The sequence below is a fragment of the Micromonospora sp. NPDC007230 genome (assembly GCF_042869115.1).
In the GTDB taxonomy this organism is placed as follows: Bacteria; Actinomycetota; Actinomycetes; order Mycobacteriales; family Micromonosporaceae; genus Micromonospora.
Window position 1 is genome coordinate 42,853 of the sequence record NZ_JBIAFE010000026.1, and the last position, 26,855, is coordinate 69,707.

General features: G+C 70.5%; 28 protein-coding genes and 2 pseudogenes. 20 read left to right on the forward strand and 10 right to left on the reverse strand.

The features are described from left to right. Positions 1–19: 19 nt before the first annotated feature. From rsfS to ACFYML_RS29305, 8 genes and pseudogenes are all read left to right on the forward strand, one after another. A complete protein-coding gene (gene rsfS, locus ACFYML_RS29270; RefSeq protein ID WP_073838283.1) occupies positions 20–424 on the forward strand; it encodes a ribosome silencing factor in 405 nt (134 codons plus the stop codon). Beyond that, complete coding sequence (locus ACFYML_RS29275) at positions 421–1,050, forward strand: histidine phosphatase family protein (RefSeq protein WP_387423688.1); 630 nt, start codon at positions 421–423, stop codon at positions 1,048–1,050. The genes rsfS and ACFYML_RS29275 overlap by 4 nt, the downstream gene beginning before the upstream one ends. A gap of 48 nt (positions 1,051–1,098) precedes the next feature. Next, the gene (locus ACFYML_RS29280) at positions 1,099–1,950 is read left to right on the forward strand and encodes a DegV family protein (RefSeq protein ID WP_387423689.1); all 852 of its coding nucleotides are present in this window, start codon (positions 1,099–1,101) and stop codon (positions 1,948–1,950) included. 146 nt (positions 1,951–2,096) lie between these two features. Then, on the forward strand, positions 2,097–2,858 hold the full coding sequence (locus ACFYML_RS29285; protein WP_387423690.1) for an SDR family NAD(P)-dependent oxidoreductase: 762 nt from the start codon (positions 2,097–2,099) through the stop codon (positions 2,856–2,858). A 2-nt stretch (positions 2,859–2,860) separates the two neighbouring features. Continuing rightward, positions 2,861–3,607 carry an alpha/beta fold hydrolase gene (locus ACFYML_RS29290; RefSeq protein WP_387423691.1) on the forward strand — a complete coding sequence of 249 codons (747 nt, stop codon included), beginning with the start codon at positions 2,861–2,863 and terminating at the stop codon, positions 3,605–3,607. 88 nt (positions 3,608–3,695) lie between these two features. After that, entirely contained in the window at positions 3,696–4,574 is an 879-nt protein-coding gene (locus tag ACFYML_RS29295) for a helix-hairpin-helix domain-containing protein (protein ID WP_387423692.1), read from the forward strand. After that, a pseudogene (locus tag ACFYML_RS29300) lies at positions 4,571–5,380 on the forward strand (ComEC/Rec2 family competence protein); the annotation flags it as partial. The gene ACFYML_RS29295 and the pseudogene ACFYML_RS29300, both read left to right, overlap by 4 nt. 29 nt (positions 5,381–5,409) lie before the next feature. Continuing rightward, a complete protein-coding gene (locus ACFYML_RS29305; protein WP_387423694.1) occupies positions 5,410–6,870 on the forward strand; it encodes a recombinase family protein in 1,461 nt (486 codons plus the stop codon). Between the two features lie 10 nt (positions 6,871–6,880). Here ACFYML_RS29305 and ACFYML_RS29310 read toward each other — a convergent pair whose 3' ends face one another. Beyond that, entirely contained in the window at positions 6,881–7,351 is a 471-nt protein-coding gene (locus ACFYML_RS29310) for a hypothetical protein (protein ID WP_387423695.1), read from the reverse strand. Positions 7,352–7,739: 388 nt separating this feature from the next. Here ACFYML_RS29310 and ACFYML_RS29315 point away from each other — a divergent pair, with 388 nt between their 5' ends. From ACFYML_RS29315 to ACFYML_RS29325, 3 genes are all read left to right on the forward strand, one after another. Beyond that, complete coding sequence (locus ACFYML_RS29315; RefSeq protein ID WP_387423696.1) at positions 7,740–8,144, forward strand: hypothetical protein; 405 nt, start codon at positions 7,740–7,742, stop codon at positions 8,142–8,144. A 722-nt stretch (positions 8,145–8,866) separates the two neighbouring features. After that, positions 8,867–9,958: a hypothetical protein gene (locus ACFYML_RS29320; protein WP_387423697.1), complete on the forward strand. Its 1,092-nt coding sequence runs from the start codon at positions 8,867–8,869 to the stop codon at positions 9,956–9,958. Positions 9,959–10,112: 154 nt separating this feature from the next. Next, complete coding sequence (locus ACFYML_RS29325; RefSeq protein ID WP_387423698.1) at positions 10,113–11,072, forward strand: hypothetical protein; 960 nt, start codon at positions 10,113–10,115, stop codon at positions 11,070–11,072. A 255-nt stretch (positions 11,073–11,327) separates the two neighbouring features. Here the strand turns inward: ACFYML_RS29325 and ACFYML_RS29330 are convergent, their stop codons facing one another. From ACFYML_RS29330 to ACFYML_RS29340, 3 genes are read right to left on the reverse strand one after another with little or no spacing between them, the layout of a single operon-like run. Then, entirely contained in the window at positions 11,328–11,633 is a 306-nt protein-coding gene (locus ACFYML_RS29330) for a hypothetical protein (protein WP_387423700.1), read from the reverse strand. Positions 11,634–11,638: 5 nt separating this feature from the next. Further along, positions 11,639–11,842 (reverse strand): hypothetical protein, encoded by a 204-nt coding sequence (locus tag ACFYML_RS29335; RefSeq protein WP_387423701.1) that lies wholly within the window; start codon positions 11,840–11,842, stop codon positions 11,639–11,641. 22 nt (positions 11,843–11,864) lie between these two features. Continuing rightward, a complete protein-coding gene (locus ACFYML_RS29340) occupies positions 11,865–13,517 on the reverse strand; it encodes a DNA methyltransferase (protein WP_387423702.1) in 1,653 nt (550 codons plus the stop codon). Positions 13,518–13,758: 241 nt separating this feature from the next. Between ACFYML_RS29340 and ACFYML_RS29345 the strand changes: the two genes are divergently transcribed. From ACFYML_RS29345 to ACFYML_RS29355, 3 genes are read left to right on the forward strand one after another with little or no spacing between them, the layout of a single operon-like run. After that, on the forward strand, positions 13,759–14,865 hold the full coding sequence (locus tag ACFYML_RS29345) for a hypothetical protein (RefSeq protein ID WP_387423703.1): 1,107 nt from the start codon (positions 13,759–13,761) through the stop codon (positions 14,863–14,865). After that, positions 14,862–15,194: a hypothetical protein gene (locus tag ACFYML_RS29350; RefSeq protein WP_387423704.1), complete on the forward strand. Its 333-nt coding sequence runs from the start codon at positions 14,862–14,864 to the stop codon at positions 15,192–15,194. Before ACFYML_RS29345 ends, ACFYML_RS29350 begins: the two co-directional genes overlap by 4 nt. Further along, the gene (locus ACFYML_RS29355; RefSeq protein WP_387423705.1) at positions 15,191–15,472 is read left to right on the forward strand and encodes a hypothetical protein; all 282 of its coding nucleotides are present in this window, start codon (positions 15,191–15,193) and stop codon (positions 15,470–15,472) included. Before ACFYML_RS29350 ends, ACFYML_RS29355 begins: the two co-directional genes overlap by 4 nt. Positions 15,473–15,515: 43 nt before the next feature. Here ACFYML_RS29355 and ACFYML_RS29360 read toward each other — a convergent pair whose 3' ends face one another. From ACFYML_RS29360 to ACFYML_RS29375, 4 genes are read right to left on the reverse strand one after another with little or no spacing between them, the layout of a single operon-like run. Beyond that, positions 15,516–17,255, reverse strand: a complete 1,740-nt coding sequence (locus ACFYML_RS29360) for a helicase HerA domain-containing protein (RefSeq protein ID WP_387423706.1) — start codon at positions 17,253–17,255, stop codon at positions 15,516–15,518. Then, complete coding sequence (locus ACFYML_RS29365) at positions 17,252–17,995, reverse strand: DUF2637 domain-containing protein (RefSeq protein ID WP_387423707.1); 744 nt, start codon at positions 17,993–17,995, stop codon at positions 17,252–17,254. The genes ACFYML_RS29360 and ACFYML_RS29365 overlap by 4 nt, the downstream gene beginning before the upstream one ends. 12 nt (positions 17,996–18,007) lie before the next feature. Beyond that, positions 18,008–18,175, reverse strand: a complete 168-nt coding sequence (locus ACFYML_RS29370) for a hypothetical protein (protein ID WP_387423708.1) — start codon at positions 18,173–18,175, stop codon at positions 18,008–18,010. After that, entirely contained in the window at positions 18,172–18,720 is a 549-nt protein-coding gene (locus tag ACFYML_RS29375) for a helix-turn-helix domain-containing protein (RefSeq protein WP_387423709.1), read from the reverse strand. The genes ACFYML_RS29370 and ACFYML_RS29375 overlap by 4 nt, the downstream gene beginning before the upstream one ends. A gap of 113 nt (positions 18,721–18,833) precedes the next feature. On the opposite strand from ACFYML_RS29375, the pseudogene ACFYML_RS29380 reads away from it, so the two are divergent. From ACFYML_RS29380 to ACFYML_RS29390, 3 genes and pseudogenes are all read left to right on the forward strand, one after another. Further along, positions 18,834–20,435 (forward strand): annotated as a pseudogene (locus tag ACFYML_RS29380) (ComEC/Rec2 family competence protein); the annotation flags it as partial. A gap of 129 nt (positions 20,436–20,564) precedes the next feature. Next, positions 20,565–21,545, forward strand: a complete 981-nt coding sequence (holA, locus tag ACFYML_RS29385; RefSeq protein ID WP_387423710.1) for a DNA polymerase III subunit delta — start codon at positions 20,565–20,567, stop codon at positions 21,543–21,545. 23 nt (positions 21,546–21,568) lie between these two features. Beyond that, the gene (locus tag ACFYML_RS29390; RefSeq protein WP_387423757.1) at positions 21,569–22,036 is read left to right on the forward strand and encodes a hypothetical protein; all 468 of its coding nucleotides are present in this window, start codon (positions 21,569–21,571) and stop codon (positions 22,034–22,036) included. 294 nt (positions 22,037–22,330) lie between these two features. On the opposite strand, the gene rpsT is transcribed toward ACFYML_RS29390, so the two are convergent. Both rpsT and ACFYML_RS29400 read right to left on the reverse strand, forming a co-directional pair. Next, the gene (rpsT, locus tag ACFYML_RS29395) at positions 22,331–22,597 is read right to left on the reverse strand and encodes a 30S ribosomal protein S20 (protein ID WP_357443940.1); all 267 of its coding nucleotides are present in this window, start codon (positions 22,595–22,597) and stop codon (positions 22,331–22,333) included. Between the two features lie 113 nt (positions 22,598–22,710). After that, a complete protein-coding gene (locus ACFYML_RS29400; protein ID WP_387423711.1) occupies positions 22,711–23,688 on the reverse strand; it encodes a phosphotransferase family protein in 978 nt (325 codons plus the stop codon). A 51-nt stretch (positions 23,689–23,739) separates the two neighbouring features. Between ACFYML_RS29400 and ACFYML_RS29405 the strand changes: the two genes are divergently transcribed. The 3 genes from ACFYML_RS29405 (at position 23,740) to lepA (ending at position 26,855) form a co-directional block, all read left to right on the forward strand. Beyond that, positions 23,740–24,351, forward strand: a complete 612-nt coding sequence (locus ACFYML_RS29405; RefSeq protein ID WP_387423712.1) for a DUF4240 domain-containing protein — start codon at positions 23,740–23,742, stop codon at positions 24,349–24,351. Continuing rightward, complete coding sequence (locus ACFYML_RS29410) at positions 24,348–24,884, forward strand: DUF4240 domain-containing protein (protein WP_387423713.1); 537 nt, start codon at positions 24,348–24,350, stop codon at positions 24,882–24,884. The genes ACFYML_RS29405 and ACFYML_RS29410 overlap by 4 nt, the downstream gene beginning before the upstream one ends. Before the next feature lie 93 nt (positions 24,885–24,977). Then, positions 24,978–26,855: a translation elongation factor 4 gene (gene lepA / locus ACFYML_RS29415; protein ID WP_357443935.1), complete on the forward strand. Its 1,878-nt coding sequence runs from the start codon at positions 24,978–24,980 to the stop codon at positions 26,853–26,855.

Below are 26,855 nucleotides of genomic sequence, written 5' to 3' on the forward strand. Positions count from 1 at the left end.
GGTTGATCGAAGGAGAACGGTGACAGTTTCCGAACGCGCTCACGAGCTGGCGATGGCCGCCGCACAGGCCGCGGCCGACAAGAAGGCGCAGGACATCGTCATCATCGATGTGGGCGACCAGCTCGCCATCACCGACGCGTTCCTGCTGGCCGCCGCTCCGAACGAGCGCCAGGTGCTCGCCATCGTCGACGCCATCGAGGAGCGCCTGCTGGAGCTGCCGGAGAAGGCCAAGCCGGTCCGGCGCGAGGGCGAGCGGGGTGGCCGCTGGGTGCTGCTCGACTACGTCGACATCGTGGTGCACGTCCAGCACACCGAGGAGCGCGAGTTCTACGCCCTCGACCGGCTCTGGAAGGACTGCCCGCAGATCCCGTTCGTGGACCGGGACCTGGCCGACTCCACCGCCGGCACCGCCAGCGCGGAATGACCCGCCTGATCATCTGGCGGCACGGCAACACCGACTGGAACGCCGCCGACCGGGTCCAGGGGCAGACCGACGTCCCGCTCAACGACCTCGGTCGCGAGCAGGCCCGCGCCGCCGCGCCCGTGCTGGCCGCGCTGCGTCCCGACGCCATCGTCGCCAGCGACCTGCGCCGGGCCGCCGACACGGCCGCCGCCCTCGCCGCGCTGACCGGGCTGCCGGTACGCACCGACGCCCGGCTGCGGGAGCGCCACTTCGGCCAGTGGCAGGGGCTCGCCCTCGCCGAGGTCGCCGAGCGCTTCCCCGACGAGTACGCGCGCTGGCGCGCCGGCGACCCCGACCCCGGCGCCGGCATCGAGCACCTCGACGACCTGGGCAGGCGCCTCGGCGCCGCCATGCAGGACGCGGCCGACCTGGCCCTCGGCGGCACCGTCGTGGTGACCACGCACGGCGGCGGCGCCCGGCAGGGCGTCGGCCACCTGCTCGGCTGGGACCATGCCGTGCTGCGCAGCGTCGGTTCGCTGGCCAACTGCCACTGGACCGAGCTGCGCAACAACGACGTCCGGGGCTGGCACCTGCGCGCGCACAACGTCGGGCTCGTCACGCAGCCGGCGCTGACCGACGCGGTCTGACTCATCCGGCCCGGGCGTGCCGGGCCGGTATCGGCTAGCGTGCCGGTCATGCCCGTCGCGGTCGTCACCGACTCCACCGCCTACCTCCCGCCCGAACTGGTGCGCGCGCACCAGCTCACCCTGGTCCCGCTGACCGTCGTGCTCAACGGCGCCGAAGGGCGGGAGGGGGTCGAGACGTTCCCGGACGACGCCGCCCGGGCACTGAGCGGCCGGCGGGTCTCGGCCAGCACCTCCCGCCCGGCCCCGGAGCAGTTCGCGCAGGTCTATCGCGAACGGCTCGCCGCCGGCGCCGACGGCGTGCTCTCGGTGCACCTGTCAGCCGAGCTGTCCGGCACGGTGGAGGCCGCCCGGCTGGCCGCCGCCGAGTTCGGCGACCGGGTCGCCGTGGTCGACAGTCGCTCGACGGGGATGGGCCTGGGCTTCCCGGCGCTCGCCGCCGCCGCGGCCGCCGCCGAGGGCGCGGACCTGGCCGGGGTACGCCAGGCGGCGGTCGACGCCATCGCCCGGACCACCATCTTCTTCTACGTGGACACCCTGGAGTTCCTGCGTCGGGGTGGCCGGATCAACGCGGCCGAGGCCCTGCTCGGTACCGCCCTGTCGGTGAAGCCGATCATGCACATGCCGGACGGCACGATCGCGCTCCGGGACAAGGTCCGTACCGCCAGCCGGGGCGTGGCCCGCCTGGTCGACCTGGCCGTCGAGGCGGCCGGCGACGCCGAGGTGGACCTGGCGGTGCACCACCTCGCCGCCCCGCAGCGCGCCGAGCAACTGGTCGCGGCGCTGACCGAGCGCCTCGGCGCCCGCCTGCACGACACGTACGTCACCGAGGCCGGGGCGGTCGTGGCGGCGCACGCCGGACCGGGACTGGCCTGCGTGGTCATCCATCGCCGCCCGTCCTGACCGACGCCGCCTCGACCGGGTGCCGGCGCCACCCGGCGGGTGCGCGGCTTCGGCGAGGTGGCGGCATCCAGTGCGCCCGGACACCGCAGTTCCGCCGATGCGGCTCCGGATGGCGCGCGGCCGTCCGGGCCCGGGAGAATGATGTCGTGTCGTACGTGGTGACCGGCGGGGGCCGGGGCGTCGGGCGGGCCATCGTGGAGCGGCTCGCCGCCGACGACGGCACCGTGGTGGTCGTCGAGCAGGACCCGGACGCGCTGCGCTGGCTGGCCGAGCATCCCGCCGCCGACCGGCTGCGGCCGGTGCTCGGCGACGCCGCCGACGAGGAGGTCGCCGGGCGGGCCGCCGACCTGGCCGAGGCGGCCGAGCCGCTGGCCGGCTGGGTCAACAACGCCGCCGTGTTCCGGGACGCCGCCCTGCACACCGCGCGCGCAGCCGAGGTGTTCGAGCTGATCGCGCGGAACCTGCGCCCCGCCGTGGTCGGCGCCGGCACCGCGGTACGCCGGTACCTGGCCGCCGGCACCGGTGGCGCGATCGTCAACGTCTCCTCCCACCAGGCCCGCCGGGCGGTGCCGGGCGCCCTGCCGTACGCCACGGCGAAGGCCGCCCTCGAAGGGCTCACCCGCTCACTCGCCGTCGAGTACGGCGTCCGGGGCGTACGGACCAACGCCGTCGCGCTCGGCTTGACCGAGCGGCACGCCGCCTTCCTCACCGCACGGGAGCCGGCCGAGGCGGAGTGGATCACCGCGGAGCTGGCCCGGCTGCACCCGCTGGGCCGGATCGGGCGTACCGGGGAGGTGGCCGAGGTGGTGGCGTTCCTGCTGTCGGAGCGGGCCAGCTTCGTCAACGGGGCGACGGTGCCGGTGGACGGCGGCCGGGCGGTGTTCGGCATCGACCCCGAGGCGAGGTGAGCATGGACCGACCACCGGTCGTCCTGGTGCACGGCACCCGCTTCGCGCGGGGCCAGTGGCAGCCGCAACTGGCCGCGCTCGCCGCGGAGTTCCCGGTGGCCGCGATCGACCTGCCCGGGCACGGCCGCCGGTCGGCCGAGCCGTGGGACCTCGACCGGGCCGCCGACGTGGTGGCCGAGGCGGTCCACGACCTCGACGCCGGTCCCGCCCTGGTGGTGGGTCACTCGCTCGGCGGGTACGTCTCGCTGCACGTCGCCCGACGGCACCCGGACCTGCTGGCCGGGCTGGTGCTGATGGGCGCGAGCGTGGCCACCACCGGACCGCTGACCGTGCCGTACCGGCTGATGGCGGCACTGGTCGCGCGGCTTCCGGCGGCCCGGCTCACCGCCTGGAACGACCGGCTGCTGCGCCGCCTGTACCCGCCGGAGGTCGTCGGGGCCACCATCGCCGACGGCTACGCCTTCCACACCCTGCCGGTGGCCTGGCGGGACGTCATGGGCCGGTTCGACGCGACCAGCCTGGCTGCCGTGCGCGCCCCGGTGCTCATCCTCAACGGGGAACGGGACCGGCTGTTCCGCGCCGGGGAGCAGGAGTTCGCCCGAGCCCGCCCCGGCACCCGGATCGAACTGGTCCCGGGCGCCGGGCACCTGGCCAACTTCGACGCCCCGGCGGCGGTCACCGAGGCGATACGCCGGTTCGCCCGCGAACTGTCGCCTGCCGCCCCGCCCGATAGCACGGTTCGGGCATGATCAGGTCGTCGTCCACAGGGGATCCGCCTGTCCACAGCCTGCCTGGTCCTTCCTGAACACCGCCCGTCGTGCGACCTAGCCTCGCGCCGTGTCAGACGACGACGAGAGCGCGGTGCGCCGGCGGCTGTCCCGGCTGTTCACCCGGGACGCCCGCCGCGAGCCGGACTGGCCGACCTTCGACCTGCTCCCGGCGGCACCCGCCGCGCCCCGACCGCGCGTACCCGGGGAGCCGGGCCGGCGTCCCGATGCGGTCGTGCCGCCGGTCACCGGCTCCGCCGAGGCTGACGGGCCGGAGCCCAGCCCGGACCCGCCGTCGCGGCTCTCCCGGCTGCCCGGGCCGGGCGCGTTCGATCCCGGTCGACGGGGCGTCCGGGCGCTGGCCGTCGTCGCCGTCGTCGTGGTGCTGGTGGCCGGGGTCTGGGCCTGGCGGTCCCGCCCGCACGCCGAGCCGGTCCGGCCGGTGTCGACGGTCGCCGCCGCGGACGAGCCACCGCCGTCCCCGGTCGCCTCGTCGGGGGCGAGCGGCGAGGTGGTGGTCGCGGTCGCCGGCAAGGTACGCCGACCGGGCCTGGTCCGGCTGCCCGCCGGCTCGCGGGTCGGCGACGCCCTCGAGGCGGCCGGTGGCGCGCTGCCCGGTGTGGACGTGGCCCTGCTCAACCCGGCCCGCAAGGTCACCGACGGCGAGCTGATCCTGGTCGGCGTGGCCGCACCGCCCGGCCAGCCGGCGCAGCCCGGCCAGGCGGCGAGGCCGGCGGCCCCCGGTGGGGCGCCCGCCGGTCCGGTCAACCTGAACACGGCCACGCTGGCCCAGCTCGACGCGCTGCCCGGCGTCGGACCGGTGCTCGCCCAGCGGATCCTCGACCACCGGGAGCGGCACGGCGGCTTCCGGTCGGTCTCCGACCTGCGCCAGGTCGAGGGCATCGGCGACGCCCGGTACGAGCAGCTCAAAGAACTGGTGACGGTGTGAACCCCGCGACCCACACCGAGGCTCGCGAGATACCCGATCTGCGGCTGGCCGGGCTGGCGGTGGCCGCCTGGCTGGCCGCCCTGGCCGGCCTGCACCTCACCGCGGCGGCGACGGCCACCGTGGCCGCCGTCGCCGGCGGCCTGGCCACCCTCCTCGGTCTCCACCTGTGCGGCCTGCTGGGCCGGCCGGCCGCCCCGGTCCGCCGGCTCGGCTGGCTCGCGGTGGCCGTGCTGCTCGGGGTGGTCTGCGGCGCGACCGCCACCGCGGCCCGGGTCGCGGTCCGCGACGCCGCGCCGGTGCGGGCGCTCGTGCAGGAGCGGCCCCTGGTCACCGTCGAGCTGGTGGTCCGGGACGACCCGCGCCCGATCCGGGGCGTCGCCGGCCGGCCGGCCATCGTGCTCCTCCGCGCCGACCTGCTCCGTCTGACCGACTCCACCGACCGGCAGGTGGCCGGATCGGTGCGGGGCCTGGTGCTGGCGAGCGATCCGGCCTGGCGGACGCTGCTGCCGGGGCAGCGGGCGACCGCGCGGGGACGGCTGATGGCCCCGCGCGGCGGGGACCTGACCGCAGCGGTGCTCTCGGCGACCGGGGCGCCCACCCTGCACGGCCCGCCGCCCTGGGTGCAGCGGGCCGCCGGCGCCCTCCGGGCCGGGCTGCAACGCGCGTGCGAGCCGCTCCCCGACGAGCCGGGCGGGTTGCTGCCCGGCCTGGTCGTGGGCGACACCAGCCGCCTGCCGCCGGCGGTGGAGGAGGACTTCCAGACCACCGGGATGACCCATCTGAATGCGGTGTCCGGTGCGAACGTGTGATAGGGGTAGTGATACTCTACCACGCCATGAGCGGGGTGAAGCCAGGTCTGCGAGCCGTCGTCAACGCGGTCATCTATGCCCGAGTGAGCGAAGACGACAAGAAGCAGCGTCGCTCTGTTGGCGAGCAAGAGCAGGAGTGCCGCGAGGCTGCGACCGAACAGACCTGGACTGTCGCCAAGGTGTTCGTCGACAACGACCGGTCGGCAAGTCGGTACGCCAAGAAGACGCGCGAAGAGTACGTCAAGCTACTCGACTACCTCGCCACTGAGCACGTGGATGTGCTGATCCTGTGGGAGTCATCTCGTGGCGGTCGAGAACTCGAAGGTTGGGCAGGTCTGCTCAACCTGTGCCGGCGGCGCGGCGTCCGCATACACGTCGTCACCCATCGCCGGACCTACGATCTCGACAACCCGCGTGACTGGCGCACCTTGGCAGAGGACGGGGTTGACTCAGCGTACGAGAGCGAGAAGACCCGAGAGCGCATCCTGCGGTCTGTGCGCGCCAAGGCGGCGAGCGGTAAGCCACACGGGAAGCTGCTCTACGGGTACCGGCGGACGTACGACGACCGAGGCAACTTCATCGCCCAGGTGCTACACGACGAGCAGGCGGCTGTGGTCCGCGAGGCAGCCAAGCGGGTTGCAGGTGGGGAGGCCTGCTACTCGATCGCTCGGGACTTCAACGCCCGGAGCATCCCCACACCGCGCGGTGGCGAGAAGGGGTGGACGCTCAGCCAGATCAGCCGCATGTTGCAGAACCCTGGATACATCGGGAAGCGCGTACACAACGGCAAGATCGTGGGTCAGGCTGACTGGCCGGCGATTCTTGATGACGAGACGTACGCGGTCTGCCGGTCGATCCTGACCGACCCACGGCGGAAGACTCAGAGAGACACCGCCGTGCGCTACCTGCTGTCCGGTGTCGCTGTCTGCGACGTGTGCAACGGACGGATGAGAGTGCAGAAGAACCGCACCCACTACGCCTACCTGTGCGCCGATCGGTTCTGCGTGAGCGTGAAGACGACGGTTCTCGAAGACTTCGTGACGGCCGTTCTGATGGCTCGGCTTGCTCGCCCCGACGCTCTCGACCTGCTCAACCCTGAGCAAGATGCGAACAGCCGTGCCCAGGCAGAGCAGGAAGCCAAGGAGAAGCGGGCACAACTCGCTGCCTGGTACGCCGCTGCGGCACAGAACAAGCTGACGCCAGACGGGCTGGCAGCCATCGAGGGTCCGTTGCTTGCTCAGATCGAGGATGCCGAGCGACGGGCAGAGCACGTTGATGTGCCCCCGCTGGTGCGGGACCTCGTCGGGCCCGGCGTAGAGCAGAGGTGGGAGCGGCTGACCATCGGCCAACGGCGCGAGGTGGTGGCACTCGTGCTCGACTTGCGGGTGGGGAAGACGTACCGGGGCGCGCGCACACTCGACCCTCGCCGGCTCGGCAACTCCCGCTGGCGGGGCGACAGCAAGACGTGGGGCGAGGGCGGGCTGTAGGCCGTCCAGGTCAACCCTGCCTCTGCCTGCGCCGGGCGGTTGCGAGCTGAGTTCGCACGGTGTTCTTGGGTAGCTTGAGCCGCTCGGCAAGCCAGTTGATGGGTTCGCCAACCCCCGCCTCTTCAAGCCGCTTGAACGTGGCGAGCAGTCCCCCGTAGTAGGCGTCTGGCTGCTCACGTGGTGATTCCGGCATGGCGCTGAGTGTCTCCTTCAAGGCTCGGGCGCTGATGCCGGACAGGTGGTGCGCCTGCTGCTTGCCCCGCACCTCCTCCTGCATCTCGACGAGGTGCCGCTCGATCCGGCGCATGATGCCGGACGTCATGCCGCGAACTCGCGTCCTTGGGTCGGCATCGTCGGCGAGCCTCAGAAGCACCTCGCTGGGTCCTTGGGAGATCGGCTGACCCTCATCGAGGTGCCAGCGAGCCGTGATTACCCAACCCGCTTCGGCGCGGTTGCGCTCGATCATGTGCTTGTCGGTCATGGAGTCCATCGTTTCAACCGCAGCGACGAGACGTCAAGTCCGGGTCTGACAATCCAGGGTTGACAAGATGGGACTGATTCCCCTAACCTGTGCTCCTGCCGCTGGTGCGGCGAACAGCGACGGCTGCGCCCAGCGGTAGGGCAGCGGCGAAGGACAACAGGAAGGAAGCGATGAAGAGCCCGACCGGCGGGCTCACCTCAACGAAGGGGGATGGTCCCCATCTCCAGCAAGACCGAGACGCCGCGCCCCAAGGAGTGGCAGGACTACATCGACAGGATCGTGGCGGAAGCGCCTCCACTCTCGCCGGAGGTACGCGCCCGACTGCGTCGTCTGCTTGCACCTGCATGAGGGCGAGGACTGCGCTCGGCGGTGCGGCCGGCGAGGGCTGATGGCGCGCAAGCTATGGGAGGGCGGTGAGCAGTTCCTCATGCTTGGTATCGAGATGTGTGACGAGCTTGCCGTCAACCCAGCGATCAGACCGCTCTACGTTCGCCTCGTCTTCGGGGCGTACGCCAGGGCGAACGACATCGGGCACGCCGAGTTCGACCCAGGGGAGATGTCGCGCGTACTTGGCGACGTCACCCAGCAAGGCGAGCTGATCCCGGCGAACCGGCAGACGTTGTACTCGGCTCTCCGTCAGGCTGAGTCGTTCGGGATGATCCTGCCCGGCTCCGGCGTGCGCTGCGTCGTTCTGCCTACAGGGTTCAGGCGGGGTGGTGCCGGGCGAAGCTGCCACTGGCACAAGGTCGGCCTCGACCGTCGCAGGCGACGAGTATCGCCACGGCATACATAACTACGGCAGTTCGTATGCCGCTGACGTACCTCACGCCATCAGTTGTATGACTCGGTCGGCAACGCAACTCACTGAGCTGCGACGTTGCCGGCTCCTCTTGATCTATCTCAGGCGAAGTCGCCATAGCTGCGTGCGTCATGCGCTGGCAACGGCGAGCCCGAGCTGTCAACTGATCTCGCTCGCCGGCCGGAGGCCGGCTCCCATCACTGCCATCAACACAAGCCGGCCGGAGGCCGGCTCCTTCCTCATGCCTTCAAGGAGGCAAGAACCAGTGAACGTCCTAACCCCTGCCGGTGCTCGGCAGGCTCGGGAGCTTGCTGAACAACGGTTCGCCCTAGCGTTCGACGCCAAGGCGGACGCCGCTGCTCGGCTCGCTCGGGCCCACCAAGCCGGCGAGCCTGACGACGTCATCGCCGCTGCCCGCACGGACGTCGTCAGAACCAAGCGGCTCTACGCCGGCGCTCGGGCAGCGCTCGACCAAGCGATCAGGGCCGAGCGCGATGTCCTTGCCAGGCACCGCATCACCTGGCGGGAGCCTCGCCCGTGAGTCTGCTCGCCATCCTGCCGGCGCTTGCCCAGGCAAGTCCGCCTCGTGCGCTCTGACGGCTTGCCCCACCCCTACTCCTCGCCTTGACCGCTGCCCATAGCGGTCTCAGCACCAGTAACCCACTCCGTGGCCGGATGCCCGGCCGACGACCCATCAGAGAGAAGGTTCACCACCCGTGGCTACTGCCAAGAAGAACACCACGCCCAACCCCGTCGAGGCCCTGGCCCAGGCTCGCGCTCTAGTCAGCCAGTGGGAGGCCGAGCACGAGCAGGCCAAGGAGGCTGCCGAAGATCTGTTCGCTCGGCTCGACGGCGGCGACGAGACCGTGACCGGACTCGATCTGGCCACCGCTGAGGCGGAGATCAAGCGCACGGAGCACCTGCTCGGCATGGCTCGCAAGCGCATCCCGGCGGCGGAGCGCGCCGTCAAGCTGTACGAGGGCCGCACCAACCCGGTGCTCGCCGAGTACCTGCACGGGATCATCGAGGAGCACCGGTTCAGTTTCGGCCTCTTCGGCATCCCGGTCGAGGTGGTACCGCAGCGGCCGGAGAAGGTGACCGCCCCGGCGGCGTACCTGTGGCAGACCGAGGGAGCCGACTACGACTACAAGACCGGCAGGCAGACCGGCATGGTCAACCTCCTGGTCGCTGTGCCCTCCGATGGGCTCGACCATGTCCGGCAGGCTTGCAGCGCGGCCGTCCACAAGCTGATCCGCGATGCCGGCCGCGCCGACGTGCGGGATTCGGTGGCGACATACCCGGACCACTTCATCCTGAGCGTCCACCTGGTGGACCTTGAGCCCTTCATGCCCGTGATCAGCGAGGGGTCGACCACGACCGGCAACGACCTCGCGCGGGAGGTAGGCGGACTCGCGGCCGTGCGGAGCAAGCAGTGGATCGATGACCCGCGCACTGGTCGCATGGCGAACACCCACACGATCATGTACCGGAAGCCATCGGGTGAGGTCATCGCTCAGACGCGCGACGGCGACACGGTGCGGCGCAAGGTGCGAGTGAACTTCACGGTGCACGGCATCCATCGCAACATCGACGCTGGCGAGCTGGCCAAGTTCGTTGACGACGCGATCGAAGACGTGAAGGGCACCTTCTCCGCCGGCCTCGGTCGGGTCGAGTCGGCCAAGGTGACTGACCGAGAGTTGACCAAGGTGAACGCCGAGGTGGTGGCCATCGTGAGCGGCGGCTACGTCGCGCGTCCCGCCCTGGCGGTGACGGCTGAGCTGATCCTGATCAGCAAGGCCGCTGCCTGACGGAGGCAGTGCGGGCAGGGGCACCGCGGAGTGCCCCTGCCCGGCCCCGTAGGCGCCACCCCTAGCCCCAGCCATCCCTGATCAACAACAGGCGCTCTCCGTGGCTCTCAGCGGGCTACGGGGAGCGCCCTAGCTCTGTATGGAGACAGACCGAGTGAGCGAGACTATCGAGCAACAGCGCCGCCAGCGAGGCGAGTGCATCGAGTGTGGCAACCAGCTCCCCGAGGACCGGAGCGGCAAGCGGCTCTACTGCGACGAGGCGTGCCGACGCCGGCAGGATCGAGCGGAGCGCCGAGCGGAAGCGGCCAAGGCGGACCGGCGGAAGTGCGAGCACTGCGGCGGCGCGATGACCGGCAAGCGGGCGGGAGCCCGCTACTGCTCCAAGCGATGCACGGGCTCAGCCGCGCGTCTCCGCCAGCCGGCGGCAGAGCCAGCCGGCGCGTGCGGGCACTGCGGCGCGACGCTGCCGCCCAAGCCTCGCGGCAGGCGTGGGCCGGCACCGGCCTACTGCGGGCCGACCTGCAAGGGCAAGGCCAGGCATGTCCGCACGTACGTCCCGACCCCACGGCAGACAAGCAGGCCGCAGGCGCAGAAGTACAAGCCGGGGCACCGGTTCGACGACCTGGTCCTGATCGAGCGGCGGGGCAAGGTCAACGGTTCCTGCCGAGTCATCTGCCGATGCGAGTGCGGCAACGTCAGGGACTACAACCTGAGCAACCTCCGCAACGGCGTGACGACCAACTGCGCCGACCGAAACCGCCACCCTGACCCGAGAGCCAGGCAGGCACCACCGGCTGACTACGACTCTGCGCACAAGCTGGTGCGCCGGCTCAACGGCCGCGCCTCGGCGCATCTCTGTCGGTGTGGCAAGCAGGCTGAGCAGTGGGCGTACTCGCATGCCGACCCGGACGTGATGCGCGACGGCGAGGGGCGAGAGCATGGCCAGCCGTTCAGCACTGATCCCGCCCACTACTCGCCGATGTGCCGTAGCTGTCACGCGCGATTCGACCGGGCGCACGCCCGGCACTTCGGAGACCGGCTCTCGCTGTTCCATCACGCGCTCTGGCTGGCCACAACCACCGATGCGACGTCGTACGACACCATCGAATCCTGATCGATAAACGCCGATTGACCCTGAAGCCGTGGCACCAGATATCTCGGGGACTATCCCTGGTCATGCCTGGGAATCAGGGTCGATAGGCGTCCTGATCACATGTACACCGTGGCGCGATGGCTCCTGCTATCACACGGCGGTCGGGGCGACGGGTCGAGGGGGTCGTACCCCCAGGTACCGTGCCGCCCGACGAGCCGCACGCGGGCAGGACGGCGGGCGCTCGGAGAAGCCTCAAGGAAAAGCCATATGAGCGGGCTACTCGTCGTCCTTGCTCTCAGGCGGATCTGCCAGTCTCCAGATGAACTGCGGGATGCGAGCGCCGCCCCACAGCGCCACGCCGTATGTCACGCGCGGACTGAGTTCATAGAGTCGATCGCGGATGTACGTCATGCTCCAACGGTCGTAAATGGTGACGTGCTCGTTGCTGGCGAGTACCCTGCGCCCGGTCGTGACTAAAGAACACACTTTCCAGGTCGGCATCTCGCCGTGCTGGTCGAGTAGTTCGAGGATTTCGCGCTCGACGGCCTCTTGCATCTCGATTGCCGATCGTCTCTTGCCCACGGTTGTTAGTCTTCCCCGGCCTCTCCCGTCGCCTGCTCGCGACGCGTGACCTTGATGCCGACGATGGCATTAATACTCTCCCACCGCTCCCACGTCATCGGTGGGGACTCGGCGAGTTGGCGCTCAACCCACGCATCCACGGCTGCATCCAAGGCTGCATTCTCGGCTGCCTCCCGCTCTTCGCGGCGTCGCTCCTTGGCGGTGCTCATGGTTGCACTCCTTGCCAGTTGGTTAGCCGAACAGCGTCCCTTGATCGCCCTTGTTGACTCGCTTCTGCGCCTGGAAGTAGGGCAGCAGGGTGTTGGGCAGGTTGGGGCGCTTGCCTTGAAGCAGCTCCTCAACGGTGATTAGTTGCACCCTCGGGAACTTCTGGCCGTTGGCAGGGTGGGAGTAGAGGCCGCTATGGTTCGCAGCTTCGATCATCGCCTTGGTGGGCTTCTGCATGCAGATGAAGACACCCATCCCCGCCCGCTGGGACTGCACGGTTCCGATCAGGTCCCGTACATGTGCCGGGTTGGTCGCGCCGCCCTTCACTGAAACGAGGATCTTGTCAGAGTTGCCCTTGCCGTCGATCGGGAACCTGATCACGCCATCGATGCCGCGATCCCCCACCTGCTTCTCGTTCGGCTGACCGTCGATGGTCATCACGCACCAGCGCTCGAACTCGAACGGCGAGCGCTTGAAGAGGGCTTGGGCCCCTGCCAGGTCTCGGGGGATGCCGAGGACCTCGTAGGTCTTGCGGACTCCCTCGCCGTAGGTATGGCGCAGCCGGGCATCGATCAAGTCGATAGCAAGCGTTGTCACGTCGATGCCGACCCATCGGCGGCCGAGCTTCTGGGCGGCATCGATAGTCGTGCCGCAGCCTGCGAAGGGGTCTAGGACAACGCTCCCCTCGCTCGACGCCATGGCGAGGATGCGCTCTAGAAGGGCTAGAGGCTTCTGGGTGGGATAGCCGAGACGTTCTGCTGCCCGCGAATTGATCGGCAGGATGTCGGTCCAGATGTCGCCGATGGGACGACCGCGCTGCTCTTCCAGGTAGCGCTTCATCTGTGGAACCCGGCCCGGGGCGGTCTGGACTACGATCCCTTGCTCGTACGCCTCCTGCATCCGCTCTCTGGTCCACCTCCACACCCGCGTAATCCCGAGAAATTCATAGGTAAGGTTGGGGCGATCCGGGTTGGGGTTTAGGAGGCTTGCGAGCCGGTAGAGCCGACCATCGGGATCACGGTAGCGGTACTTCGACTTCGTGCGTTCGTCCAGGTCGTTCTCATCGTAGGGCTGGAATACAGCATCTTCGTTCCAGAGGCTATCTTCCGACTTCGCATAACCCAGGATGACATCATGGTTGTTGGGCAGCCTGCGAGTCATCAACCCCTTAGGATTGGTGCGCTGCCAGATAATCTCGTTACGGAAGTTTCGAGCATCGAAGATGGCATCAAGCAGGATCTTGAGGTAGTGGCTGGCTGTTGGGTCGCAGTGCAAGTAGAGCGAGCCGGTCGGCTTCAGGACGCGGCGCAGTTCGATAAGCCGAGCAGTCATCATGACCAAGTAGGCGAGAACGTCGTTGTCGCCGAGCAGCTTGCGCATAGCCTCTAGCGCATCCTTGACCGCGTTAGGCGCATCCCCGTTCAGCAAGTCGATGTACAGCGCCTCGGCCTCATGGCTCCAAGTCCACGTGTCGTCGAACGCTTCGATCTGCGCCTGCGCCTCGTCGCCGCCCTTCTCCTTGAAGAGGACGTTGTATGAGCGATTCGAGTTGAAGGGGGGGTCAAGGTATACGAGATCTACGGATTCCGACGGTATATGTTCGCGCAGTACATCGAGGTTGTCGCCGTAGTAGAGCTTGTTCAACCACTGCCCCGTCTCGATCTTGCGTCGCGCCATCGCGCGAGCGTGCCACAGCTGCCCGCCACACGGTAGCCCGCTGTCGGGTTTCGGCTGCGGAGGCGTGCGGGTTGCGCTGGCTGATCTTGGGTGCTAAAGGCAGTTACGGGTATGCATAGATGCGGACACCTTGCGTAAGCTGCGTCCGACTAATCACGCTCGGTAGATGTCGAGCGGGAGGTGCCAAGGGGGAGGGCATGTTAAGCGCGGCGCAGATCATCGCTCAGTTGGTGGAGGCGGCGTGAGCGGCTTCTACGTAGACCCGGCGGGCATGAACGGTCTGTACAACTTGCTTCACCGGGCGTCTGAAGACGCCGCAGACATCCTGGGCTACACAACCCGTCACTGCGATCTGACGTTCGACCAAGAGGGCCTGCTCTTCATGCTTGCCGGCCCGCACCATATGGCCTACCGCCGGATGACCGAAGGGCTGGAACGGCTCAAGACCCTGACCCAGGGTGCCGCCACTCAGGTCAACTTGGCGCAACGCGAGTACGCCACCTCCGACACATCTGCCGCAGCTCATCTGGACAAGAGCTATCCCGGTGCCCGCGACCCTTCCAGCCTTCGTGGCACGCTTGCCGGTCCCAGCCGGCCGGACCTGTGGCCCACTACGTCTCGCGCGGCCTTCGCTGACACCGCTGAGCCGACGGCGCGGCTGGTGCCACCCAACTACGCCACCGGCATCGAGATGTTCCAGATCAATCCACTGGCGGATCTGGTCAGCCCAGCGGCGTGGCTCCGGCAAGTCAGCGTGTGGCTGTTCGGAGAAGACCCGTTCGAGGGCTGGGGCAAGGCGTTCAGCGGCGACTGGGACTCCTACGTCCACTGCGCCGCCGCTTGGCGGATCATCGGCAACGCGCTGGACGACCTTGGCCGCAACCTGATCACCGGTGCTGCGGACGTGCCCGAGGTGTGGCGAGGCAACGCGGCAGAGGCAGAGCAGGAGTACCAACTATCGCTCGCCTCGGCAGCCCGCGCGCTGCATCCTGTCTGTGACCAGTATGCGGATCTGTACACCCGGGCAGCCGAGGCGGCCAAGCAGCTCTATTCCGTGGTTACCGGTCTGATCAGCAAGCTGATCGACGTGCTCATCGTCATCAACGTCGCCTCGGCGGTAGGTACGGCCACGATCGAGACCGGTGTTGGTGCCGTAGTCGGCTACGGGGTGGCTGCCTACTACGCCTGGCAGGCGTACGACCTGTACAACGAGATCTCGACCTTCTATGGCAACGCCGAAGCGACCTTCAAGGGCATCGCCGGCTCGATCGAGATGGTCAAGGCCGGCATGGAGGTTTCGTCACTGCCCGACCTGAAGCCGTACCAGCACCCACAGGTGGCACGGTGACTGACGACATCACCCGGGAGCCCCTTGCTCGCGCGGTTCTCGCCCAGCTAGCCCGCACCCGAGGCCCTAACGATCCCCTTGGCTCACTCGCCCATACTGTTCTCAGCGGTGAGGCAGACCTTCGCACCGCCGCGTCCATGTCTTGGCACGGCTCGGCATTACATGCCTCCTTCGCCGAGGCTGTTGCCGACCGTGACGCGCTCTCAGCCGAGGAGCGGGCCGAGTTCGAGCGACAGGCTCGGCTGCTACACGATGCGGGCGACCTTGCGATGCTGGACGTGGATGACGCAGACGACGGAGACCGCCGCGAGGAGGGCCGACAACGGTGAGCATCTGGACGCGCTGGAAGATCGCCATCCCGCTGCTCGGGCTCAGCCTGCTGTTGCTCGTTCCCTCGGTGTTCGGTGCGTGGGCCTGGTGGTCAGTGAGTGGCCCGGCATACAAGGCGATGACTGTGCTCATCTGCTTGGTCGTCGCTGGCTGTGTGGGTCTGTCCCTGTCGATCGGGCTCAAGCAGACGAGAGACGTGCCGTGGCTGCGTATCGGCCTCGTTGTGGTGGGGATGCTCGCCACCTGTGGCCTAGCGATCGCCCGCAACTCGGTGTGAGCCTGAGGGCCCGGTCTGATAACCGGGCCCTCTCGGACGACCGTCAAGCAGCTCCGGCCCACTCAGCGAGATCCTGCCGCGCGTATAGGTCGGCGTTCCCGCTCTTGCCTCGGGGAGTGGGAACCTTCCCGACTCGCCGTTGGAGGCGCTTCTTCGCTGCGTCGAGCTTCCACGGGATCACTCCGGCGTCTACCGCCTCGCGTAGCGTCAGGAAGTCCCCGACAGGGCTTGATAGGCCGTTGACCTGCGATGTCTCCGGGGACCGGGGACATGCAAGCTGGCGCGCCTCGCTCGCGGTCAGGTAGGCAACCTGCGTCTCGGTGGCCTGTCCGCCGACGACTACCTGCCACCGGCCGAGGGTCCGCGATGGCCGGGGCATGGCTGCCTCGGGTACGAGCATTTTCCAGTTGTTGGCGGTGTACCGGGCGAGACACCGGATGCCGAAGTTCTCCCGCGCCTCGGGCCCACCGATGGCGCGAGCGGTCAACATCTGCGCGATGGCCAGCACGTTGACCTTGGCGCTGCGGCCCATGAAGAGAAGGTCGGCCAGCGCCGACACGGCAGGGGACCGCTTCGGGTCACCCTTGCTGCGAGCCTCGGCCCAGAAGTTGACCAGTTGCCCGATGGTCGCGTTCAACTCCTCGGCGATGACCAGCACACGGGGACCGCAGTCCCAGTCCTCAGCCTCGTGCATGGCCAGCGTGTTCCGCTCATCGGCGAGCACCGCCAGTCGCACGAGCGCGTCATGCATATGCGCGGGCTTGGTGCAGTAGTCGACGCCAGCCAGGCCGAGGGCCCAACGGTGCGAGCCCTTCCGGTCGAGGATCACCACCCGCCCACCTCGGGCGAGCACCTGCACGGCGACCAGCTCGGCGAGCACGCTCTTGCCTGCGCCGGTCCCGGCGCTCACGGCGATGTGCGGGGAGTCGTCGCGCAGAGACAGGATCACGGGCTGATCGCCTGCACCCTGCCCGATGTAGAACTCCCACTCAGCCAGCCGGGGCAGGTGCTCGGCGACCTGGTCGACACCGACCCGAGCCGGCGGACGCTTACGCACCGTCCACGTGGCGGTTACCCGCGGACCGACCTGCTGCCAGGTCTCGACCAGGTCAGAGACAGGAATCTTGCTGCCGATGATTGAGGAGACAAGCTGCCGCTGTTCCCTGGTCAGGTACGGGGTGTCGGCGACCAGCTCGATGCGCGGGCCCTGGTCGGGACCGGCCGGCCGGCGGAACATAGCCAGCCTCGATGTGATCGGCTCGGCGGCACGCTGCACCGACCAGGCTGCCCGCTGAGCACGCTCAGGCAGCCACCGGATCACCGGCTCCACCCGCTCGCCGTACCAGGTACGTACGGCCACCTCAGCCGGCGACAGAGGCTTGGCCAGCCGGGGCGTGAGGTTGCCCAACCTCGGGTCAACGTGCAGGCGTACGCCGCTCTGCATGCCGAGCGCGGGCGTGAGCGCAGCTAGCGTCGGCGCGATGTACTCGCGGTTGAACCGGCGCATGGTCACCTTGCGCCTGAGCCGGTAGCTCACGACCAGAGCAGCCGAGCCAGCCAGTGAGCCGACCTGCTCAGGGTGAGCCGCCGCCAGCACAGCCGTAGCCGGTGCGGCGAGCCGGATCACCTGACGCTGCCAACCGCTGAGCCGGCCGGCACCCCGGCTCAGGTACGGGTACCCGGTCTTGCCGCTGAGCGGCCTACCGGAGACGTACCGGTAGGCCACCCGCGACACGGTGTGCTTGCGCCGTAGCCGGCGGATCGCACGCTCAAGCTCAGTCACGCCGCCACCCCGGCAAGCTCAGGGGTACGACCGTTGGCGGCAGTCTCCGCAGGCTGCGCCGGGGACGGCGAGCCAGCCGAGCGGGTAGGCCGGTACCGCTTCACGGTCGCCAGCGAAACCCCGGCAAGCTCAGCGATCCGAGCGTGAGTCGCGTCCGGCTCGGCGAGGTGAGCCGACATGATCCGGTCAGCCGACGTGAGCGAGCGGGGGACAGGCTTGCGGCTCGGTTCGCTGGTCCGCTTGGCCGGCTGAGCCTTGACCGGCTCAACCGCCGCTGGCTCAGGCTGGCTCGGCTCAACGGTCGGCAGGCTCACCGGCTCAGGCTTGGCCGGCGCGATGGTCGGTCGGCTCACCGACTCAGGCTGACTGGCGAGCACCTTGCCCCGGCGGCTCAGCACCTCGACGGCGATCAAGAACGCCAGCGGCGGCACAGCGGCAACCGCCCGTGCAATCCACGTCGGTTCGGCGCTGGCAACGTTGGCGGCAAGGGTGGCGACTACGCCGAACGCGATAGCCAGCCGCGCGGAGAGTCGAGGCTTCCGGCCGTTGCGCTTGTCGTCGAGCACGGCGAGCGAGCCGACCAGGACCAGGCCGTCAACCGAGAGCGGGAGCACGGAAGCCACCGAGGGGTGCTCGCCAGCCTCGCGGGCGACGTCGTAGATGTGGGTGAACGATGCGTAGCCAGCGACCAGGGCGACCAGGGCGGTAGTCAGGCGAGACGTAACGGAAGTGAGGTTCACTGGGAGGACTCCTCAGAAGCGGGTGGGGACGCTCGGGACGTCCGAGAGGTGGGCGATGCCGTCGGCTACCTGCTCCGCGTGCTGCTCAGTCAGTCGGCGAGCGATGACGAAGGGCGCGAGCATGGCGAGCGGTCCGCCGATCAGGACCAGGGCGAGCGCGTAGGCGGCAGTGGTGTTCATCGGTCACCCGCCAGCGCCTCCGAGCGGCAGGGGATGCACCGGCCGGCAGGCTGGCCAACGTGCCCCGGCTTGTGGCACCGGTCGCCACCGGCAGTCATCGGAAGGGCAGCGCCTCGCCGCTCGACGTAGGCCGGAGCGGGGGCGTGCTTGTTCTTCGGAAGGAATCGACGCCAGTCACGCGCGCTTGCGCGCGTCTTCTCCTTCGATTGGTCTTCAGAACTTCGGGTGACACTCTGGCTGTCACCCCCGGCGGCCCGATCTGTCACCCCGGCCGGCGGATTCGTCACCCCCGAGGCGGAATCCGTCACCCCCTGGCCGGTCACCAGCCGATAGACGCGGGTGGCGATGCCAGCCACCTTGGACACGACCAGGCGACCGAGCTGCACCAGCTTGGCAAGGCAGCGCTGTACGGTCCGCTCGGAGCAGCCGGCGTAATCGGCGATAGTGGCGACCGAGGGCCAAGCGTTGCCCTCGTGGTTGGCGTGAGCGGCGATGGCGATAGCCACGGCACGCTCGTTCTTCCCGAGATCCTTCGTGGCCAGCATGGCGGCCTTGACAGCTACACTCACAGCGGGCGGACCTCCTGTGTCCGTCAAGAGCCCGGACCACAGGTGTTGGCGCACCTGCCGGGCTCGTTCTCTACTCACCTCGCTATCTCGCGTTCACTGGCTCGAACGTGGCCATCGTCGTCGGGGCGGTGCTGCTGCTCGCCCGATGGGCCCGGGCCGGTCCCCGGACCGCCGCCGCGCTCTGCGTAGTCGCCCTGATCGGGTTCGTGATCCTGGTTCGGCCGTCGCCGAGCGTGGTCCGCGCGGCGGCGATGGGAGCCATCGGCCTGGCCGCGCTCGCCGCCGGGCGATCCCGAGCCGCGCTGCCCGCCCTCGCCGCCGCGGTCACCGTGCTGGTGCTGGTCGACCCGGAGCTGGCCGGGGACCCCGGTTTCACGCTCTCCGTGTGCGCCACCGCCGGGCTGCTGCTGCTCGCTCCCGGGTGGCGGGACGGCCTGCGCCGGCGGGGCGTACCGGCAGGGCTGGCCGAGGCGCTCGCCGTGCCGGCCGCCGCCCAGCTCGCCTGCGGTCCGGTGATCGCCGGCCTGTCCGGCACGGTGAGCCTGGTCGCGGTGCCGGCGAACCTCCTGGTGGTGCCGGCCGTCGCGCCCGCCACCGTGCTCGGCGTGCTCGCCGCCGTGGCGTCGCCGGTCTGGCCGGCGGGTGCCGAGTTCGCCGCCTGGCTGGCGAGCTGGCCGGCCTGGTGGTTGGTGACGGTGGCCCGGCAGGGGGCCCGGTTGCCCGCCGGGACGCTGCCCTGGCCGGGCGGGGTGACCGGCGCCCTGCTGCTGGCCGCCCTGAGCGTGGCCCTGCTGCTCGCCACCCGCCGGCCGCTGCTCCGGCGGCTCGTCGCGGTCGGCGCGGTCGCGGCGGTGCTCGGCGCGCTGCCCGTCCGGCTGCTGGCCGCCGGTTGGCCACCGGCCGGCTGGGTGGTGGTGGCCTGCGCGGTGGGGCAGGGCGATGCCGTCGTGCTGCCGGTCGCCGCCGGCCGGGCGGTGGTGGTCGATGCCGGCCCGGACCCGGCCGGCGTGGACGGGTGCCTGCGCCGGCTCGGCGTACGCGAGGTCCCGCTGCTGGTGGTCAGCCACTTTCACGCCGATCACGTGGGTGGCATCGCCGGGGTGTTCCGGGGCCGGCGGGTGGCGGACGTGGTGACTCCGCAGTGGGCGGAGCCGCCCTACGGCGTGTCCCAGGTACGCGCCGCCGCGCGCGATGGCGGCGCCACGCTGCGTGCCGTGCCGGCGGGCTGGCGGTGGCGGGCCGGGGGAGCGGAGCTGGCCGTGCTCGGTCCGCCGTATCCGCTGCGGGGCAGCCGGTCGGATCCGAACAACAACTCCCTGGTGCTGGCGGCCACGGTGGCCGGGGTGCGGATCCTGCTACCCGGCGACGCCGAGACGGAGGAGCAGCGGGCCCTGCTGGAGAGCCTGCCGCCCGGTGGTGTCCGGGCCGATGTGCTGAAGGTGGCCCACCACGGGTCGGCCTATCAGGATCCGGAGTTCCTGGCGGCGGTCCGGCCCGCCATCGCCCTGGTGTGCGTGGGCGCGGACAACGACTACGGGCACCCCAACCCGGGCCTGCTGGACCGGCTCACCCGGGCCGGCGCGCGGGTGCTGCGGACCGACACGGACGGGGACGTCGCCGCGGTCCGGGACGGCTCCGGCCTCGCGGTGGTGGCCCGGGGCGTGGGGCCGGGGCGCCGGGGTGGCCGGTGACCGGCTGATCGAAGCGGATTGTTGGGATAGCAGGCGGATCGACTCAAATGTCTGGATTAGCGCTGAGTGCAGGCTGTGCCATCACAGTCACCGATGAGCAGGCACGATCCGGTCGGGGGCCGTGCGAATATGGGCGACGTGACCCCCGCCAGCCTGCCTCCTATTCTGCTCGTTCTCGGCGACGAGGAGCTGCTCGCCACGCGAGCGGTCTCCGAAGCCGTCGCCCGGGCCCGCAGCGTCGACCCGGACGTGGACGTCCGCGAGTACCAGGCCGGCTCCCTGACGGTGGGCGAGATCGCCGAGATGCTCAGCCCGTCGCTGTTCGGCGGCCACCGGGTGCTCGTGCTCCGCGCCGGCCAGGACGCCCGCAAGGATCTGGTCGCCGCGCTGCTGGCATACGCGAAGAACCCGGACCCGGACGTGCAGCTCGTGGTGTTGCACCTCGGTGGCGCGAAGGGGAAGGCGTTCGCCGACGGGCTGCGCGCGGCGGGCGCGACCGTGGTGCCCGCGGCGAAACTCAAGGGGCACCGCGAGCGGGTGGCCTTCGTGCGGGACGAGATCCGCCGCAGCGGGGGCAGGTGCACCGAGGACGCGGCCGAGGCGCTGATCGCCGCCGTCGGCACCGACCTGCGGGAGCTGGCGGCCGCCTGCGCCCAGCTCGTCGCCGACACCGACGGCCGGATCGGGGCGGACACGGTGGCCCGCTACTACCGGGGCCGGGTGGAGGTGACCGGCTTCACCGTCGCCGACGCGACCATGGTCGGTGACGTCCCGGCCGCCCTGGAGGCGTTGCGCTGGGCGCTGCACGTCGGTGTCGACCCGGTGCCGATCGCCGACGCGCTCGCCGACGGAGTTCGGACGGTGGCCAGGGTCGCCTCCGCCGGGCGGGGCAGCCCCTATCAGCTGGCCAGCAGCCTGGGCATGCCGGCGTGGAAGATCGAGCGGGCCCAGCGGCAGGGCCGGGGCTGGACCCCGGAGGGCCTGGTGGCGGCCATGCGGGCGGCCGCCGAGTGCAACGCGGCCGTCAAGGGCGGCTCCGACGACCGGGCGTACGCGCTGGAGCGGGCGGTCTTCTCGGTCGCCGCGGCCCGCCAGGGTGGCGCCCGGTGACCCGACCCGCCCGGTCCTGGGCGATGGTCCCGACCGACGCGGAGCGGTATCGCCCGCTCTACGCCCGGGTCCTCGGGCTGCGCTTCGTCAACCCGGGCGGGGTGCTCTGCTTCCTCTTCTTCGAGGGGGCGGTGGCGCTCGCCGTGCTGCTCGCCCTCGCCGAACTGGTCACCTGGTGGGCCGTGCTGGTGCTGCCGGCGGCGGTGGCGGTGATGGTGAAGCTCAACGACATGGTCGCCGAGGTGGTGATCCGCACCGCGGCCCAGGTGCCGGAGCAGGAACGGGACCGCTTCCGCCGGCAGATCGAACCGGTGGTGGGGCGGGCCCGCGTGCCGTCGACGGCCCGGGCGCTGCCCGGCGCGGCCCACCCGGGCGACCCGGCACTGCGAGCGGCCCACCCCGGCGACCCGGCGCTGCGAGCGGCCCACCCCGGCGACCCGCTGCTCCGCCCGGCGGGAGCGGACCCCACCCGCCCCGACCCGTTCCGCTGACCAGCCGCCCGCCGCGCCAACTCACCCCGACTCCGCCGCCGCGCCGCCCGCCGGCATTCGGGCAAGATCCGGGCAACTCGCCCGAACCTGCTGCCTCCCAGCATGGTGAGACGGCAGGTTCCCTGATGTTGCGTCCCGCTGAGGCGGCACGTGCCCCGACCCTTGCCGCGTCCGCCGAGACGGCGGCAGGGTCCGGTGAGGTGGGTGGAAGGCCGCCGAGGGCCGGGAAACGCGGACAGCCGGAAGCCCCGGGGCGGGTGCCCCGGGGCTTCCGGTCAGGTCTGAAGGCGCTCGTCAGGCCGAGAACGAGGCGACGCGCTGGGCGATCGCCGACTTCCGGTTGGCCGCCTGGTTGGCGTGGATGACGCCTTTGCTGGCAGCCTTGTCCAGCTTGCGGGTGGCATCCCGCATCAGGGTGGTGGCCAGCTCGGTGTCGCCAGCCTCGGCAGCCTCGTGGAACTTCCGGATGGCGGTCTTCAGCGACGACTTGACCGACTTGTTACGCAGCCGGCGCTTCTCGTTCTGCCGGTTGCGCTTGATCTGGGACTTGATGTTCGCCACGCGACAGCCTCGTCTTGATAGCTCGGGTTGGTCTGCTTTCGCGCACGACGAGCATGCGTCATCGCCGCGCGAAAGGCCAGGTTACCAGGTCGGCCGGGACGAGCCAAAACGGCTCAGGCCCAGCCCCGCCGTGCGGCCAGCCAACCGAGTGCCTGCTCGCCGCTCCACCGCTGGTGGACACGGATGTGCGGGGAGGCGGTCGACGGGCCGGCGGCGGCGCTGGTCAGGAAGTATCCGGACAGCGCCGCGAGGGTCACGTCCAGCGCGTCGGCGGGGGCGTCGGCGGCCGCCGGGTGGGTGGCGAAGGCGACGTCCACGGCCAGGCCGCTGGCGTACCCGGTGATCAGCAGGCTGACCAGATCGAACCAGGCCGGCCCGTGACACAGCCAGGTCCAGTCGCAGAGCCACGCCCGGCCGGCCGGGTCGATCAGGAGGTTGTCCACCCGCAGGTCGCCGTGGACCAGCCCGCCGGTGGCCGCGTACCCGGGAAGGCGGGACTCCAGCGCGACCAGCTCCGGGAGCGGGGCCCAGGCCGGCAGCTCCGGCGCGGGCTCGCGGCCGGCGGCCACCTCGCCCCACCAGAGGATGTCGTCCCGGGCCAGGTCGGCGAGGCGGGGCAGCCCGAGCGCCACCAGCTCCGCGGGCGGCTCGGCGAGCGCGGCGGCCACCTCGGCGTACGCGGCGAGGGCGGCGTCCAGCTCGGCCGGGTCCCAGGGCAGCCGGGGGATCCGGCCGTCGACGGCGTCCAGGGCGAGCGCGTACCAGCCGGCCTCGGCCAGCGCCCAGCGCGGGCGGGGGACCGGCAGCCCGGCGGGGAGCCGGGCCAGGATCGCGGCCTCGTGGAAGTACCAGTCGGCCAGCTGCCGCTGGGTGTCCAGCGCCGCCGCCTTGATGAAGATCCGGCCGCCGTCGGGACCGGTGAGCACCGCGGCGAAGCCTCGGGTGAAGCCGGCGCCGGCCACCCGGACCGCCATCGGGGGCCCGCCGAGCCGGGCGGCCACCGCCGCCCGCAGCCCGGCCGGCAGCCCGGCCCAGTCGGGGCGGACGGCGGTCGCCTCGTACGGCACCGGGGGCAGCGAGATCGGTGGCACGTTCCCATGCTGCCGGACGGAGTGTCGTACCACGCTGGCAGCATCCGGGCCGTGGAGACGGACGAGTTCTGGGCGCTGGTCGAGGCGTCCGCCGACGGCGCTCGGACGCCCGACGAGCGGCTGGCCTGGCTCACCGACCGGCTGGCCGGGCGGCCCGCCGCCGAGGTGGTCGACTTCGCGCTGCGGCTGGACGAGCTGCGGGGTCCGGTCGACACCTGGCGGCTCTGGGGCGCCGCCCTGCTCATCTTCGACGGATTCTGCTCCGACGACAGCTTCTTCTACTTCCAGACCTGGCTGATCGGCCGCGGCCGGGCGGCCTACCACCGGGTGCTGGCCGACCCGGACGCGCTCGCCGACCTGCCGGAGGTGCGCCGGCTCGCGGGCCGGCCGATGCGGGACTGGGCCGAGGACGAGCTGCCGGACTGGGAGTGCCTGGACTACGTGGCCGACGAGGCGTACGAGCGGATCACGGGCGAGGAGGAGGGCCTGGACGACGCGGTCGAGGCCCGGGGGCGGGAGCTGCGCTGCTCGCCGGAGCCGGTGGACGAGGCGTGGGACGTGCGGGACTCGAATGAGCTGGCCCACCGTTACCCGCGACTCGCCGCGCTGTTCCCGCTGCCCGGCCGGGGCCGGGCGCCGGTCTGGGAGACTGCCACGCCATGAGGACCGACGACTTCTGGCAGCTGATCGACCGCGCCCGCACCGGCGGTGGGGGAGAGTCCGCGGCGGTCGCCGCCCGCGCGGTCGCCCTGCTCGCCGAGCGGGACCCGGCGGAGATCGTCGGGTACGCCCACCACCAGCGGCGGGTGCTCGCCGCCTCCTACCGGGTCGACCTCTGGGGCGCGGCGTACCTGATCAACGGGGGCGCCTCCGACGACGGTTTCGAATACTTCCGGGGCTGGCTGATGACCCAGGGCCGGGCGGTCTTCGCCAAGGCCGTCGCCGACCCGGACTCCCTGGCCGAGCTGCCGCAGGTCCGGGCCGCCGCGCTCAGCGGCGAGGAGTTCGAGTGCGAGGACATGCTGGCGGTGCCCTGGGAGGCCTACCGGAAGGCGACCGCGACCGAGCTGCCGGCGGACCGTGACCCGGTGCCCGTGCCCGACCTGAACGACTTCTGGGACTTCGACGACGAGGAGGAGGCGCGGCGGCGGCTGCCCCGGCTCGCCGCCCTCTTCGTGGAGCCGCCGGAGGAGTGACGGGGGAGGACCGGCTTTCCCGGCGACGTGGGAGCATAGAGGGGGCCGGCGTCGCGCCGGCCCGCTCACGTCAGCCGACCAGAACGGACCGCTGTGCCACCGACGCTCGATCCCGGCGCGAACGCTCCTGGTGCCACCGACCCGGCGCGCATCAGGAACTTCTGCATCATCGCCCACATCGACCATGGGAAGTCGACCCTGGCCGACCGGATGCTGCAGCTCACCGGCGTGGTCGATCCGCGGCAGATGCGTGCCCAGTACCTCGACCGGATGGACATCGAGCGCGAGCGCGGCATCACCATCAAGAGCCAGGCCGTCCGCATGCCGTGGACCATCCGGGAGGGCGACCGGGCCGGCGAGACCGCCGTGCTCAACATGATCGACACCCCGGGCCACGTGGACTTCACCTACGAGGTGTCCCGGTCCCTCGCCGCGTGCGAGGGCGCGATCCTGCTGGTCGACGCCGCGCAGGGGATCGAGGCGCAGACCCTGGCCAACCTCTATCTGGCCCTCGAGAACGACCTGCACATCATCCCGGTGCTCAACAAGATCGACCTGCCGGCCGCCCAGCCGGAGAAGTACGCCGAGGAGCTGGCCCACCTGATCGGTGGCGACCCGGCGGACTGCATCAAGGTCTCCGGCAAGACCGGCGAGGGCGTGCCGCACCTGCTGGACGAGATCGTCCGGCAGTTCGTGCCGCCGGTCGGCGAGGCCGAGGCCCCGGCCCGCGCGATGATCTTCGACTCGGTGTACGACGTCTACCGGGGCGTGGTCACCTACGTCCGGGTGATCGACGGCCGGATCGAGGCCCGCGACCGGATCAAGATGATGTCCACCGGCGCCGTGCACGAGCTGCTGGAGATCGGCGTCATCTCGCCGGAGATGGTAAAGGCCGGCGCGCTCGGCGTCGGCGAGGTGGGCTACCTGATCACCGGTGTGAAGGACGTGCGCCAGTCCCGGGTGGGTGACACGGTCACCATCAACACCCGGCCGGCGACCGAGGCGCTGGGTGGCTACAAGGACCCGAAGCCGATGGTCTACTCGGGCCTCTACCCGATCGACGGGTCCGACTACCCCAACCTCCGTGAGGCGCTGGACAAGCTCAAGCTCAACGACGCGGCGCTGACGTACGAGCCGGAGACCTCGGGCGCGCTCGGCTTCGGCTTCCGCTGCGGCTTCCTCGGCCTGCTGCACCTGGAGATCATCCGGGAGCGGCTGGAGCGGGAGTTCAACCTCGACCTCATCTCCACCGCGCCGAACGTGGTCTACCGGGCCATCCAGGAGGACGGCGAGGAGATCGTGGTCACCAACCCCAGCGAGTACCCGACCGGCAAGATCGCCGAGGTGTACGAGCCGACGGTCCGGGCCACCGTGCTCACCCCGAACGACTACGTCGGCGCGGTGATGGAGCTGTGCCAGGGCCGCCGGGGCAGCCTGCTCGGCATGGACTACCTCTCCGCGGACCGGGTGGAGCTGCGCTACACCCTTCCGCTGGCCGAGATCATCTTCGACTTCTTCGACCAGCTCAAGAGCCGCACCAAGGGGTACGCCTCGCTGGACTACGAGCCCTCCGGCGAGCAGGCGTCCGATCTGGTCAAGGTGGACATCCTGCTGCACGGCGAGCCGGTGGACGCGTTCAGCGCCATCGTGCACAAGGACAAGGCGTACAACTACGGCACGACGATCGCGGCCAAGTTGCGCACCCTGATCCCGCGCCAGCAGTTCGAGGTGCCCATCCAGGCCGCCATCGGCAGTCGGGTGATCGCCCGGGAGACGATTCGCGCCATCCGTAAGGACGTGCTCGCGAAGTGCTACGGCGGTGACATCAGCCGTAAGCGCAAGCTGCTGGAGAAGCAGAAGGAAGGTAAGAAGCGGATGAAGATGGTCGGCCGGGTGGAGGTTCCGCAGGAGGCCTTCATCGCCGCCCTCTCCTCCGACTCCGGGGACGGCAAGCCCGCCGGCAAGAAGTAG